At 61.5% G+C, this 12,717-nt stretch carries 12 protein-coding genes; 3 read left to right on the forward strand and 9 right to left on the reverse strand.

Annotated elements, in window-relative coordinates; all coding sequences use genetic code 11:
* The first annotated feature begins 100 nt into the window (after window positions 1-100).
* Complete coding sequence (locus HX821_RS14830) at window positions 101-1,036, forward strand: LD-carboxypeptidase (protein WP_008436546.1); 936 nt, start codon at window positions 101-103, stop codon at window positions 1,034-1,036.
* Window positions 1,037-1,169: 133 nt separating this feature from the next.
* Here the strand turns inward: HX821_RS14830 and HX821_RS14835 are convergent, their stop codons facing one another.
* From HX821_RS14835 to leuS, 5 genes are all read right to left on the reverse strand, one after another.
* A complete protein-coding gene (locus tag HX821_RS14835) occupies window positions 1,170-2,495 on the reverse strand; it encodes a lytic murein transglycosylase (protein ID WP_003215443.1) in 1,326 nt (441 codons plus the stop codon).
* 61 nt (window positions 2,496-2,556) lie between these two features.
* Window positions 2,557-2,721, reverse strand: coding sequence for an alternative ribosome rescue factor ArfA (gene arfA / locus HX821_RS14840; protein WP_003176285.1), 165 nt, complete (start codon window positions 2,719-2,721; stop codon window positions 2,557-2,559).
* An 84-nt stretch (window positions 2,722-2,805) separates the two neighbouring features.
* Window positions 2,806-3,843, reverse strand: coding sequence for a DNA polymerase III subunit delta (holA, locus tag HX821_RS14845; protein ID WP_008436560.1), 1,038 nt, complete (start codon window positions 3,841-3,843; stop codon window positions 2,806-2,808).
* Between the two features lie 39 nt (window positions 3,844-3,882).
* Window positions 3,883-4,488, reverse strand: a complete 606-nt coding sequence (gene lptE, locus HX821_RS14850) for an LPS assembly lipoprotein LptE (RefSeq protein ID WP_177035962.1) — start codon at window positions 4,486-4,488, stop codon at window positions 3,883-3,885.
* Between the two features lie 90 nt (window positions 4,489-4,578).
* Window positions 4,579-7,185, reverse strand: coding sequence for a leucine--tRNA ligase (gene leuS / locus HX821_RS14855; RefSeq protein ID WP_087694446.1), 2,607 nt, complete (start codon window positions 7,183-7,185; stop codon window positions 4,579-4,581).
* 261 nt (window positions 7,186-7,446) lie between these two features.
* Here leuS and HX821_RS14860 point away from each other — a divergent pair, with 261 nt between their 5' ends.
* Together HX821_RS14860 and HX821_RS14865 are read left to right on the forward strand one after the other, a co-directional pair.
* A complete protein-coding gene (locus HX821_RS14860) occupies window positions 7,447-7,764 on the forward strand; it encodes a hypothetical protein (RefSeq protein ID WP_008436575.1) in 318 nt (105 codons plus the stop codon).
* Between the two features lie 103 nt (window positions 7,765-7,867).
* Entirely contained in the window at window positions 7,868-8,629 is a 762-nt protein-coding gene (locus tag HX821_RS14865) for a YdcF family protein (RefSeq protein ID WP_008436576.1), read from the forward strand.
* 123 nt (window positions 8,630-8,752) lie between these two features.
* On the opposite strand, the gene lnt is transcribed toward HX821_RS14865, so the two are convergent.
* Genes lnt through HX821_RS14885 form a run of 4 tightly spaced genes read right to left on the reverse strand, consistent with a single transcriptional unit; the run spans window position 8,753 to window position 12,619 of the window.
* Window positions 8,753-10,276 (reverse strand): apolipoprotein N-acyltransferase, encoded by a 1,524-nt coding sequence (gene lnt / locus HX821_RS14870; RefSeq protein WP_003215450.1) that lies wholly within the window; start codon window positions 10,274-10,276, stop codon window positions 8,753-8,755.
* 8 nt (window positions 10,277-10,284) lie between these two features.
* Window positions 10,285-11,124: an HlyC/CorC family transporter gene (locus tag HX821_RS14875; RefSeq protein WP_003215451.1), complete on the reverse strand. Its 840-nt coding sequence runs from the start codon at window positions 11,122-11,124 to the stop codon at window positions 10,285-10,287.
* 27 nt (window positions 11,125-11,151) lie between these two features.
* Window positions 11,152-11,625, reverse strand: coding sequence for an rRNA maturation RNase YbeY (gene ybeY / locus HX821_RS14880; protein ID WP_003215452.1), 474 nt, complete (start codon window positions 11,623-11,625; stop codon window positions 11,152-11,154).
* The gene (locus HX821_RS14885) at window positions 11,618-12,619 is read right to left on the reverse strand and encodes a PhoH family protein (protein WP_003215453.1); all 1,002 of its coding nucleotides are present in this window, start codon (window positions 12,617-12,619) and stop codon (window positions 11,618-11,620) included. The genes ybeY and HX821_RS14885 overlap by 8 nt, the downstream gene beginning before the upstream one ends.
* Between the last annotated feature and the right edge of the window lie 98 nt (window positions 12,620-12,717).

The raw sequence follows: 12,717 nt of genomic DNA on the forward strand, positions 1-12,717 counted from the left end.
ACCCAGGCCCGCTTCCACATTTGCTACTGACTCTTCCTCTTCTGTTTGCAACCATTGCTGTTTAGAGTGCCTTGGGCAATCCACACGAGGAGAACCATGGATGACGACTCAATTGACCACTTGTGCGGTACCTGCGCTGCGCGCCGAAGGCGTGATCGGGCTGATTGCCCCTGCCGGGCCGGCCGAGCTGGATATCGACACGGCCACGCAATGGATGCGCGCCCGGGGCTACACACTGCGGATCTTTCCGGGCGTGAGCCAGCGTGATGGCTATCTGGCCGGCAGTGATGAGGTACGCCTTGATGACCTGCACGCGGCGTTCGCCGATTCGACCATCGACGCGATTTTCTGCCTGCGCGGCGGCTATGGCACGCCACGCCTGCTGGACCGCCTGGACTTTGACCTGCTCCGGGCCAACCCCAAGCCATTCGTAGGCTACAGCGATATCACCGCCCTGCACCTGGCGATCAACCGGTATGCCGGTTTCGTCACCTTCCATGGGCCGATGTTCAACGCTGACCTGTTAGGTGAAAAGCAACAGCCTACCGAGTCGTCGCTGTTCAGCATGCTGCGTGGGCAAGTGAAAGCCGGTAGCCAGCTGGCTCACCCTGTGGCCTACCCGCTGACCACCGTCGAGCCAGGCATCGCCTGTGGGCGGCTGCTGGGCGGCAATCTATCGATGATCGCAGCAGTGATGGGCACGGCTTACGAGATTGATGCCGAGGGCATCATTCTGTTTATCGAAGATGTGAACGAGCCGTTGTACCGCATTGACCGGTTGCTCACCCATTTGCGCCTGGCGGGCAAGCTGGCCCAGGTGGCGGGCGTGGTGGTGGGGGATGTGGCTGGGGTTGATAGCCTTGCGCTTGAGCGCTTGCTGAAGCAGACCTTCGAGCCGTTGTGCATTCCTGTGCTGTCCGGCTGGCGCAGCGGGCACTGCAACCCGAACCTGACCTTGCCGTTGGGCGCCAGGGTGCGGCTGGATGCGGGGGAGAAGCGGTTGGTGTTGGAACAGGATGTGGTGTTTAAGGCCTGACCCTTCTGTTGTTTCTGAAGGCCTCATCGCAGGCAAGCCAGCTCCCACATTTCGATCGCGTTCCTTCAGGAAGTGCACGGTCAAAATGTGGGAGCGGGCTTGCTCGCGAATGCGGTAGCAGCCATACGCCGATCTATCGGCTTTGCAGCGACTCCAGCAACTTCACCGTCGGATACCCATCCGCCGGCCAGCCCAGGGACTGCTGCGCGGCACGAATCGCCTTGCGGGTATTCGCACCGATGATCCCGTCCGGGTTGCCTGCGTCGTAACCATTGGCACTGAGTACCGTCTGCAAGTCAATTCGCTGCGAGCGAGTCAACGGCAGTTCATCTTTCGGCCAGCTCCCACGAATCAAGCCACCGCCCCCGAAGCGTTCCGACAACAAGCCAACTGCCAACGCGTAGGACGACGAGTTGTTGTACTTGAGGATCGCGCGGAAGTTATCCAGCACCAGGAACGCCGGGCCACGATAGCCGGCCGGCAGCAACAGGGCGGCGGAAAGCTGGTCGACGTTGGCCGGGACACTGGCGCCCGGCGGCACCTGGATTCCCAGTTTCAGCCACTCGCCAACGGTCTTGCGTACGCTGCCATCGGCCAGGGCGTAATCAAAATTCAACGGCAGTTGCTGCACCTCGAAGCCCCAGGGCTGGCCTTTCTGCCAGCCGGAGCTTTGCAGGTAGTGCGCGGTGGAGGCGAGGGCGTCGGCCGGGCTGTTCCAGATATCGCGGCGGCCGTCACCGTCGAAGTCTACGGCGTGGGTGTTATAGGTGGTCGGGATGAACTGGGTCTGGCCCATGGCCCCGGCCCAGGAGCCTTTCATCTGGTCGGCGGCGATATCGCCATGCTGGATGATTTGCAGCGCCGCCAGCAGCTGCGCCTGGGCGAAGGCCGGGCGACGGCCTTCATAGGCCAGGGTCGCCAGTGAGCGGATCACCGAGTTGTTGCCCTGGAACTGGCCGAAGTTACTCTCCATGCCCCACACCGAGACCAGCGCCTGGCGGTCGACGCCGTAACGGTCCTCAATGCGTTGCAGAATGTCGGCGTACTTCACCAGCAGCGACTGGCCATTGCGCACCCGCAGCGGCGACAGCGCGCCGTCGAGGTATTCCCATACCGGGCGGGAGAACTCCGGCTGGCTGCGGTCGGCGCGGATCACCGCCATGTCGGGTACGACATTGGCAAAGGCCGTGTCGAAAACCTGCGGCGTGATACCGGCCTTCAAGGCTTCCACGCGAAACCCCGCCTGCCATTCGGCAAAGGTCTGGGTCGGCTGGATATCAAGATTGTCTGCCACCAGTGGCGCAACGACGGCAGGCGCAGCTACCGGTGCAGTCTGGAGCGGGGGCAGGGGTTGGGCATCGGCAGCGGTGGGTTTTTCCGCGCAGGCGACTAACAGAATGAGGCTGGAGGCAGCGATCAGTTGGCGAAGGTGCCAACGACGGGAAAGACTAGAGGGCATGCACAGGTCCAGGGAATACGAATCAGGTACAGACCTTATCATGCCGGAGGGGCGCTTGCCTTCAGGCAGCCAGAAAGTAAGAAGCCTCCCAGCTATTAGACTGGAAGGCTTCGCGGCGGTAGCTGCCTTTGCCTTTGCCGGCTCGTTCCTGGCGACTGCGGAACAACGGCTGGGCGATGATGGATTTGGCCTTGTTGGGGCCATGCTTTGATGGCTTTTTGCTCATGATGGGTACTCTCTGGCGGGTTGATGAGGCGGTGCGAATCATCTGCCGAAGTTTGGATTCTGTCCAGCCCAGCGATACGTAGGACTATTCAGCAGGCAACGCCAAGCGCTGTCCTGACATCAAAAGTGACAAACGACTCAGGCTCATCCACGGCGATCCAGCCGCCTGCCCCTTGATCTGCGCGTCAATGCGCTGGGCCTCCAGCAGCAATTGCGCCCAGCGTTGCGCCGAGTGCCGTTGCAGGGCCTTGCTGATCAGTGGTTTGCGCTTGTCCCATACCGGTGGCCGCGCCTGGCTGAAGGCCTTGTCCAGTGGGATGCCCTGGCTGTACTGCAGGGCAATATTGGCCAGCAGCCGTAATTCTCGCGCCAGGGCCCAGAGAATCACCGGCGGCTCGACGCCTTCGCCGCGCAGCCCTTCGAGCATGCGCAGGGCGTGGGCGGGTTCGCCGTTGAGGATCGCATCCACCAGGCCAAATACGTCAAAGCGCGCGCTGTCCGCCACGGCGCCTTGTACGGTTTCGACGGTGATCTGGCCGCCCTCGGCCATCAGCTTGAGCTTTTCGATTTCCTGGGCGGCGGCCAACAGGTTGCCTTCCACCCGCGCCGCGATCAGCTCCACCGCATCCTGGCTGGCACTCAGCCCGGATTGCGACAGGCGCTGACGAATCCACTGCGGCAGTTGGCTGCTGTCCACCGGCCAGATCTGTATGAACTGAGTCTGGCCACCTTCCACCAGCGCCTTGCCCCACTTGGTTTTCTGCGCACTGCCATCGAGCTTGGGCAGGCTGATCAGCAGCAGCGTGTCTTCGGCAGGGCGTGCGCAGTATTCCATCAAAGCCGCCGCGCCTTTGTCGCCGGGCTTGCCCGAAGGCAGGCGCAGTTCCAGCAGGCGTTTTTCGGCGAACAGCGACATGCTCGCCCCGGCTTGCAGCAGCGTACCCCAGTCGAAACTGGCGTCGGCGCTGAATACCTGGCGTTCATCGAAGCCCTGTTGGCGGGCGGCGGTGCGAATTGCGTCCGCAGCCTCCTGGCACAGCAGCGGGTCATCACCGCTGACGATGTAGACGGGCGCAAGGCTGCCTTGCAGGTGCTTGGCGAGTTGGGCGGGGGCGAGTTTCATAGGCAGGGCGAACGGGGCGCCTGGGGCGCCCCGTCTGGCTTACTCGACAGGAACTTCGACAGGCGACTGTTTAGGTTGGCTGTCTTCATACTCTTGCGCCGCTTTCAGCGCATCGGCATCTGCCTTGGCCTTGGCATCCGCGGTTTGCTGCAGCTTATCCAGTTGCTCCGGCGTGATCAGTTGCAGGCGCAGGACCATGCGCTGCACCAGTTCGCGACGCATTTCCTTGCGCACCTGGATGGTTTCGGAGTCCGAACCCACCAGGTTGTTGCCGTCGTGGCTCACGACTTTCTGTATCTGGATCTTGTCGCCCATCAGCGGCAGGTGGTCATGGCCCTGGATTTCGAAGAAGAGCGTGGTGCTCAGCTCAATGTCCGAAGCACGCCCGGCACTGGCATAGCTGAGGTTGCGCTGCTCTTCTTTCTCATCCAGCAGGTTCAGTTTGTAAGCCGCGCCTGAATAGACTTTGACGCCACTGTTTTCCAGGACCTGGCGCAGCTGTTGCACGGTCTCGCCGTAGGAGTTGCGGGCGGTGACGTCCAGTTCCTTGATCGCCAGTTCGGTGGTGCCGGTGCCGCGCAGCTGGAAGCCGCAAGCGCTCAGCAGCACGGCAAGGCCCATAACCAGCAGATTGCGTTTGATCATTTTGATGCTCCCCTTGAAACCATGTGGGCCTTATCGAGGCCCTGGAGGTTTTGTTCGGCGCCAGGGTTATTCCCTCGGCGCCCGATCCGATTAGCTAGCGACGATATTGACCAGTTTGCCGGGCACCACGATCACTTTGCGGATCGTCAGGCCTTCGGTGAAGCGCAGCACGTTCTCATTGATACGGGCGGCGGCTTCGACGTCTTCACGGCTGGCGCTGGCCGGCATATCGATCTGGCCACGCAGCTTGCCGTTGACCTGAATCACCAGTTGCAGCGTGTCCTGTACCAGGGCGCTGTCATCCTGTACCGGCCAGCCGGCATCGATGACGGCACCGCTGTGGCCCAACTGGTTCCACAGTTCGTGGCTGATGTGCGGCGTGATCGGCGCCAGCAGCAGGGTGACCGTTTCCAGGCCTTCCTGTACCAGTGCGCGGTCCTGTTCGGTGGCCTGCGGCGCTTTCTCCAGCACGTTCATCAGCGTCATCACCTGGGCGATGGCGGTGTTGAATTTGTGGTGCTGGCCCACGTCCTGGCTGGCGTGCTTGATGGCCAGGTGGGTGCTGCGGCGAATGACTTTTTGCTCATCGCTCAGGGCCGCCACGTCCAGCTTGCCCGGCAAGCCTTGGCTGACATGGGCGTGCGCCAGGCGCCAGACGCGCTTGAGGAAGCGATGCGAACCTTCGACGCCGGAGTCCGACCATTCCGCGCTCATGTCAGGCGGCGAGGCGAACATCATGAACAGGCGGCAGGTGTCCGCGCCGAACTGGTCGATCATCGACTGTGGGTCGACGCCGTTGTTCTTCGACTTGGCCATCTTCTCGGTGCCGCCGATTTCCACCGGCAGGCCGTCGGATTTCAGCTTGGCGCTGATCACCTTGGCCTTGCTGTCACGCTCCAGCTCGACATCTGCCGGGTTGAACCAGGTGTAGGCGCCATTGGCTTCGCGGCGGTAATAAGTCTCGGCAATCACCATGCCCTGGGTCAGCAGGTTCTTGAACGGCTCGTCGGAACTCACCAGGCCTTCATCACGCATCAGCTTGTGGAAGAAGCGCGCGTACAGCAGGTGAAGGATGGCGTGTTCGATACCGCCGATGTACTGGTCTACCGGCAGCCAGTGGTCGGCCGCGGATTTTTCCACCAGGCCGCCTTCATAGTGCGGCGAGGCGTAGCGGGCGTAGTACCACGAAGACTCCACGAAGGTGTCCATGGTGTCGGTTTCGCGTTTGGCCGGGGCACCGCAGTTCGGGCAGGTGCACTCGTAGAATTCGGGCATGCGCGCCAATGGCGAGCCAGCACCGTCCGGCACCACGTCTTCGGGCAATACGACCGGCAGTTGGTCTTCCGGTACCGGCACGTCACCGCAGGTTTCGCAGTGGATGATCGGGATCGGGCAGCCCCAGTAGCGCTGGCGGCTGATGCCCCAGTCACGCAGGCGGAACTGGGTGCGCGAGGCACCGAGGTTTTTCTTGATCAGCGCTACTTCGATGGCGTCGAAGGCGCCTTCGAAATCCAGGCCGTCGAACTCGCCGGAATTGATCAGTGTGCCGTGTTCGTTGTACGCGTCCTGCCACGGAGCCGGGTTGGTGTCGCCCGAACTGGTGCGCACCACGGACTTGATCGGCAGGTTGTACTTGACGGCAAATTCGAAATCGCGCTCGTCGTGGGCCGGCACAGCCATTACTGCGCCATCACCGTAGTGCATCAGCACGTAGTTGGCGACCCACACCGGCAGCTTCTCGCCGGTCAATGGGTGCTCGACGAACAACGAGGTCGGCAGGCCTTTTTTCTCCTGGGTGGCGACGTCGGCTTCGGCGACGCTGCCGCCCTTGCATTCGGCGATGAACGCCTGCAGCTCAGGGTTGTTCTGTGCAGCCTGGGTGGCCAGCGGGTGTTCGGCGGCCACGGCGACGTAGGTCGCGCCCATCAGGGTGTCCGGACGGGTGGTGAAGACTTTCAATACACCTTCTGCGCCGATGGAGTCGACGTTGTAGGGGAACTGCACTTCCATGCCACGGGACTTGCCGATCCAGTTGCGTTGCATGGTCTTGACCTGCTCGGGCCAGCCCGGCAAATCGTCGAGGCTCGACAGGAGTTCATCCGCGTAGGCAGTGATCTTGAAGTAGTACATCGGGATTTCGCGCTTTTCGATCAGCGCGCCGGAACGCCAGCCGCGGCCGTCGATCACTTGTTCGTTGGCCAGTACGGTCTGGTCCACCGGGTCCCAGTTCACGGTGCCGCTCTTCTTGTAGATCACGCCTTTTTCGAACAGGCGAGTGAACAGCCATTGTTCCCAGCGGTAGTAATCAGGCTTGCAGGTGGTCACCTCGCGGGACCAGTCCACGGCCAGGCCCAGGCTGCGCAGCTGGGTCTTCATGTAGGCGATGTTTTCGTAGGTCCACTTGGCGGGCGCTACGTTGTTCTTCATCGCGGCGTTTTCCGCCGGCATGCCGAAGGCGTCCCAACCCATGGGTTGCAGGACGTTCTTGCCCAGCATGCGCTGGTAGCGGGAGATGACGTCGCCGATGGTGTAGTTGCGCACATGCCCCATGTGTAGCTTGCCGCTGGGGTAAGGGAACATCGATAGGCAATAGAAAGTCTCCTTGCCTGGCTGTTCACTGACTTCAAAGGACTTTTGCTCATCCCAGAACGACTGGGCGGCATTTTCTATTTCACGGGGCTGATATTGTTCGTGCATGGCTACTTTTGAACTGAATAGGGGTGGCCTAATCCTCTTCGGTGCAACGTTCAGGTTGATCGACACCAAAAAGCGGCGCGTCCGTGCCCAAACCCTGCGGGAAGTGGAGTTACAGGAAGCGCCGTAGCATACATGACCCCACTCTATCGAGGGAAACCCTGATTGCGCCGCCGAGGCCGTTGGTCGCGGCGCCAGGCAGGCAGGGCAAGCAGGACTACGCTGTTTAGTGGGGAGTGAGTCTTATCTTCAATGAGGTGAGGGATGGTTGATTCGCAGCGAACTTTAACGAAACCGCAGGTGTACGAAGGACTGATCGACCGTTTGGGTCGAGCACTGGATGCAGCAAAAACCGCAGGCCGATTGTGTGATGAACGGCCTCTGGAGTTGGAACTGCGTGGCTTGAGCCAGGCAGAGCTGGACGTGATCAGGGTGTATCTGGAGTTGAATGAGCATCGCGCGTCCCATGGCATGGCCTCCCCGCCAGCCCAGGAGTTTTCGCGATCGGCCAAGGTGGTATGGCTCAAGGATTTTTCGGCCGGTCGCAGCCCGGAAAAACTCCGGTCCGTGCGTTTCAAGTGAAGTACCGCGTTAGTGATCTGTAGCCTTCTCAGCGTCTGTTCCTGTAAAGATTGTCGCTTAACCCCGTTACACCTTAGGCTTCGGGCATCTTTGGAGATGCCCGATGCCTATTCGCTATTTCATTAAACAATTGTTGTTGCCGCCCGGCATCCTGTTGCTGTTGCTGGCCCTTGCCTGGTGGTTTCGTCGCAGCCGACCGCGGCTGGCGGCCGTGTGCTTTGCCCTGGGGTTTGGCGGGATGTGGCTGATGAGCCTGCCGGTGGCGGTTCAATGGGGCGCAAAGGCCCTGGAGACCGAGCCGCCTCTGGCCCGTGATGAATGGGCGACCCTGGCGCAGCGGGCTGATGCCATCGTGGTGTTGGGCTCGGGGCGTGAGCGCGGGGATCCGGCGTGGGGCTCCGATCAGCCGACGGGTATCGGCCTTGAGCGCCAGCGCTATGCAGCCCGCCTGGCCAAGGCTTCGGGCTTGCCGGTGCTGACCACCGGCGGCTTGCACTACGGCACACCGCCCAGCGAGGCGGAGTTGATGGCGGTATCGATGCAGGATGACTTTGGCGTGAGCGTGCGCTGGAAGGAAGAGCGCAGCCGTACCACGTGGGAAAACGCGCAGATGAGTGCCGAGATTCTGCTGCCGCAGGGGATCAAGCGTGTGGTGGTCGTGACTCAGGCCTGGCATATGCCGCGCTCGCGCTGGAGCTTCGAAAAGGCCGGGTTCACGGTTGTTCCGGCGCCAGTGGGGTTTCTTGGTTTGGACAATGCCCGGCCATTGGGGGGCTGGATGCCGGAGTTCAAGTCGGTATGGCAGAGCGGGCAGTTGCTGAATGAAGCTGTGGGGCAGGTGGGTTACCGGATGTTTTACAGGTAATACCGCAGGTCAAATGTGGGAGCGGGCTTGCTCGCGAATACAGTGTGTCAGTCACTGGTGCTTTAACTGACAGATCGCATTCGCGAGCAAGCCCGCTCCCACATTGTCGTCCGAGTATTTCTTTTAAACCGTTTTGGACATCCGGCCCGCCAACAGCGCCCAGCCAAACAGGCCAAGGCACAGGATGATCAACGGCCACGAACGCCATTCCAAATACGGGGTGAGGTTGTGCATCGGCACGACCTCGCCGTAGAGAATCCCGCGTTCAAACTGCGGGATCTGCACGGTGATCTGCCCGTACGGGTTGATCAGGCCAGTGACGCCGTTGTTGGTGGCGCGGATCATCCAGCGCCCGGCTTCCAGGGCGCGCATCTGGGCCATCTGCAAATGTTGCAGCGGGCCGATGGAGCGGCCGAACCAGGTGTCGTTGCTGATGGTCAGCAACAAATCGCTGCGGGCCGACAGGCCGGCGGCGAACTCCGGGTACACCACTTCATAGCAAATGAACGGCGCAATCTGATAGCCCTTGGCTTGCAGCAAAGCCTGGTCGGACGGCCCGCGGGCGAAGTCCGACATCGGCAGGTCAAAGAACGCGATCAAGCCGCGCAACATGTCCTGCAGCGGCACGTACTCGCCAAACGGCACCAGCTTCTGCTTCAGGTAGGTGCCGTCGCCTTCGCCCACCACCGTGATGCCGTTGAAGAAGCGCTTGTGGTGATGCACTTCCTGGCGGATCGGTACACCGGTGATCAGCGCAGTGTGCCGGTCAGCGGCGAACTTGCCCATCATGCCCAGGTAACCCTCCACGGATTCCTTGAGCACCGGCACGGCGGTTTCCGGCCATACCAGCAGGTCGACAGGCTTGGAGCTGAAGCTCATGTCGCGGTACAGCGCGAGCTGCGCATTGAGCTGCTCCGGGTCCCACTTCATGCTTTGTTCGACGTTGCCCTGGACGGCTGCCACGGTCAGCGGCGCGCCGGCGGGGGTGGTCCATGCATGATGCTTGAGTGCCAGGCCGATGGCCCATGGCGCCACCAACAACAGCAAGCCGGCACCGATGAACAGGTTGCGCTTAGCCGCCAGCAGACGCGGCAGGTTGCAGATCAGTGCGGCGGTCAGCGCCAGGGCAAAGGATATCAGCCACATCCCGCCCAGCGGCGCGAGGCCGGTGAGAGGACCGTCGAGCTGGCTGTAACCGGAATAGAGCCAGGGAAAACCGGTGAGGAACCAGCCGCGAAACGCTTCCTGGCCAACCCACAAGGCCGCGAAGGCCAGGGCATCGGCCAGTGGCGCTTCGTTGCGGCGCAGCCAGCGCGCCCACAGCCAGGCGGGCAGGGCAAAGAACCAGGCAATGGCCGCCGTAAACGCCAGCATCAGCATGCCCGCCAGCAACACCGAAGCGCCGCCGAAGTGGTGGATGCTGTAGTAGATCCAGCTGGTACCGGCGCCAAACAGGCCGAAACCGAAACACCAGCCGCGCCACAAGGCCTGGCGCGGTGTCAGTTCACGCAATCCCGCATAAAAGAACCCGGCCGCCACCAGCGCAAACGGCCAGAGGTCGAACGGCGCCAGAGCCAGGGTGGTGATGGCGCCGGCCACCACGGCCAGCAAGTTACCGGGCCAGCCGGGTGCAATCATACGGCGCATGTCAGTCCTTAGCGGGCAATAGGTGTCAAACGGATCAAGTGAATACGGCGGCTGTCGGCATTCAGGATGCGGAAGCGATAGGCACCGATCTCGGTGGTCTCGTTACGCTTGGGCAGGTGCCCGAACGCACTCATCACCAGGCCGCCAACCGTGTCGAATTCATCGTCGGAGAATTCGCTGTCGAAGAACTCGTTGAAGTTCTCGATCGGCGTCAGGGCCTTGACCAGGAAATCACCGCTGGGCAGCGGCTTGATGTAGCTGTCTTCTTCGACGTCGTGCTCGTCTTCGATGTCGCCGACGATCTGTTCCAGCACGTCTTCGATGGTCACCAAACCCGCTACACCGCCGTACTCGTCAATCACGATGGCCATGTGATTGTGGTTCGCACGAAATTCGCGCAACAGCACATTCAGGCGCTTGGATTCAGGGACGAAGGTGGCAGGACGCAGCAGGTCCTTGATGTTGAAGCTGTCGCCGTTCTCCTTGAGGATCAGCGGCAGCAGGTCCTTGGCCAGCAGGACGCCCATGACGTCGTCATGGCTTTCGCCGATCACCGGGTAGCGCGAGTGCGCCGAGTCGATCACGGCCGGGAGGAATTCCCGAGGGGTCTGGGTCGCCTTGATGCTGACCATCTGCGAGCGCGGAACCATGATGTCCCGTACTTGCAAGTCAGCGACCTGGATAGCGCCTTCGACGATGGCCAGCGCTTCGCTGTCCAGCAACTTGTTCTGATGCGCCTCGCGCAGCAGCTCCAGCAGCTCCTGGCGGTTTTTCGGCTCGTGGGCAAAGGCCTGGGTGAGTTTCCCCAGCCATGACTTTTGCCCGTTGCTCGATCGGTCTTCGCTCATAGCGATTACTCTAAATCCTTTATTGTTTCAGTTAGGTGTAGTTGCAATTTCGTCGTCTGCATACGGGTCACGATGACCCAGTTCTGCAAGCAACGTTCGTTCCAGTGCTTCCATTTCTTCGGCTTCGTCATCGTCTATATGGTCGTAACCCAAGAGATGCAAGCAGCCGTGGATGACTAGATGGGCCCAATGGGCCTCAAGTTCCTTGCCCTGTTCCTTTGCTTCACGCTCGACCACTTCGACGCAGATCACCAGGTCGCCCAGCAACGGGATATCCAGCAGCTCATCGGGTACGTCGGCGGGAAACGACAGCACGTTGGTCGCGTAGTCTTTTTGTCGCCAGGTGTGATTCAGTTCACGGCCTTCGGGCTCGTCCACCAGGCGAATGGTCAGCTCCGAGTCGGCGGTGCGCTGGCGCAGGGCCAGGGTGCACCACTGGCGGAACTGTTCTTCGCTGGGGGCGGGCGCTTCGGTGGCCAGCTGCAGGTCAAGCTCAAGCATCGCGGCGAGTGTCCTTGGCCGGTTGGTCGTCGCGGTGTTCGAAGCGCTCGTAGGCTTCGACAATGCGCTGCACCAACGGGTGACGTACCACGTCTTTGGGCATGAAGTGCGTGAAGCTGATCCCCGGCACGTCCTTGAGTACGTCGATCACCTGGGCCAGGCCCGACTTGGTGCCTTTGGGCAGGTCGACCTGGGTGACGTCGCCGGTGATCACGGCGGTGGAGCCGAAACCGATCCGGGTCAGGAACATCTTCATCTGCTCGACGGTGGTGTTCTGGCTTTCGTCGAGAATGATGAAGCTGTTGTTCAGCGTACGGCCACGCATGTAGGCCAGCGGGGCGATCTCGATCACCTGGCGCTCGATCAGCTTGGCCACGTATTCGAAGCCGAGCATCTCGTAGAGCGCGTCGTAGAGCGGGCGCAGGTACGGGTCGATCTTCTGGGCCAGGTCGCCGGGCAAAAAGCCCAGCTTCTCGCCGGCTTCCACCGCCGGGCGCACCAGCAGGATGCGTCGCACCTGCTCGCGCTCCAGGGCGTCGACCGCGCAGGCCACGGCCAGGTAGGTCTTGCCGGTACCGGCAGGGCCGATGCCGAAGTTGATGTCGTTGCCCAGGATCTCTTTGACGTAGCGCTGCTGGTTCAAGCCGCGAGGGCGAATCATGCCTTTCTTGGTGCGCAACGCGACGCTGGCTTCGGCTACCGGGTTGTTGGCCAGGTCCTCCACGGCGGATTCCTGCAGGTACAGGTGCACCGTTTCCGGCGACAGCTCGCTACCTTTGGTTTCCCGGTAGAGGCGGCGCAGAAGGTTTTCTGCCGAGGTGGTGTGCTGGGGTTCACCAATCAGCTCGAATTGATTGCCGCGGTTGCGGATCTCGATGCTCAGGCGTTGTTCGATCAGGCGCAGGTGCTCGTCGAACTGTCCGCACAGATTGGCGAAACGGCGAGCCTCAAAGGGCTCGAGGAGAAAACGATGTGGTTCTATGGGTGCGTTCAAGGTCGTTTTTAGCCGCCCTGGGGCAATTAAGATGAAATCAAGGATAACGCCAGCAGGCTGCGTGCGAAAGCACTTATATATCCCGAAGCTGGCACCGT

Origin of the sequence: Pseudomonas sp. B6001, assembly GCF_013386015.1 — a bacterium.
In the GTDB taxonomy this organism is placed as follows: domain Bacteria; phylum Pseudomonadota; class Gammaproteobacteria; order Pseudomonadales; family Pseudomonadaceae; genus Aquipseudomonas.

Coding starts and splice junctions, on each gene's coding strand:
- lptE (WP_177035962.1), bottom strand. CDS start 4,488: ATGATCAAACGCAATCTGCTGGTTATGGGCCTTGCCGTGCTGCTGAGC.
- HX821_RS14830 (WP_008436546.1), top strand. CDS start 101: ATGACGACTCAATTGACCACTTGTGCGGTACCTGCGCTGCGCGCCGAA.
- lnt (WP_003215450.1), bottom strand. CDS start 10,276: ATGCGCCGTATGATTGCACCCGGCTGGCCCGGTAACTTGCTGGCCGTG.
- ybeY (WP_003215452.1), bottom strand. CDS start 11,625: ATGCTTGAGCTTGACCTGCAGCTGGCCACCGAAGCGCCCGCCCCCAGC.
- HX821_RS14835 (WP_003215443.1), bottom strand. CDS start 2,495: ATGCCCTCTAGTCTTTCCCGTCGTTGGCACCTTCGCCAACTGATCGCT.
- HX821_RS14875 (WP_003215451.1), bottom strand. CDS start 11,124: ATGAGCGAAGACCGATCGAGCAACGGGCAAAAGTCATGGCTGGGGAAA.
- arfA (WP_003176285.1), bottom strand. CDS start 2,721: ATGAGCAAAAAGCCATCAAAGCATGGCCCCAACAAGGCCAAATCCATC.
- HX821_RS14865 (WP_008436576.1), top strand. CDS start 7,868: ATGCCTATTCGCTATTTCATTAAACAATTGTTGTTGCCGCCCGGCATC.
- holA (WP_008436560.1), bottom strand. CDS start 3,843: ATGAAACTCGCCCCCGCCCAACTCGCCAAGCACCTGCAAGGCAGCCTT.
- HX821_RS14860 (WP_008436575.1), top strand. CDS start 7,447: ATGGTTGATTCGCAGCGAACTTTAACGAAACCGCAGGTGTACGAAGGA.
- leuS (WP_087694446.1), bottom strand. CDS start 7,185: ATGCACGAACAATATCAGCCCCGTGAAATAGAAAATGCCGCCCAGTCG.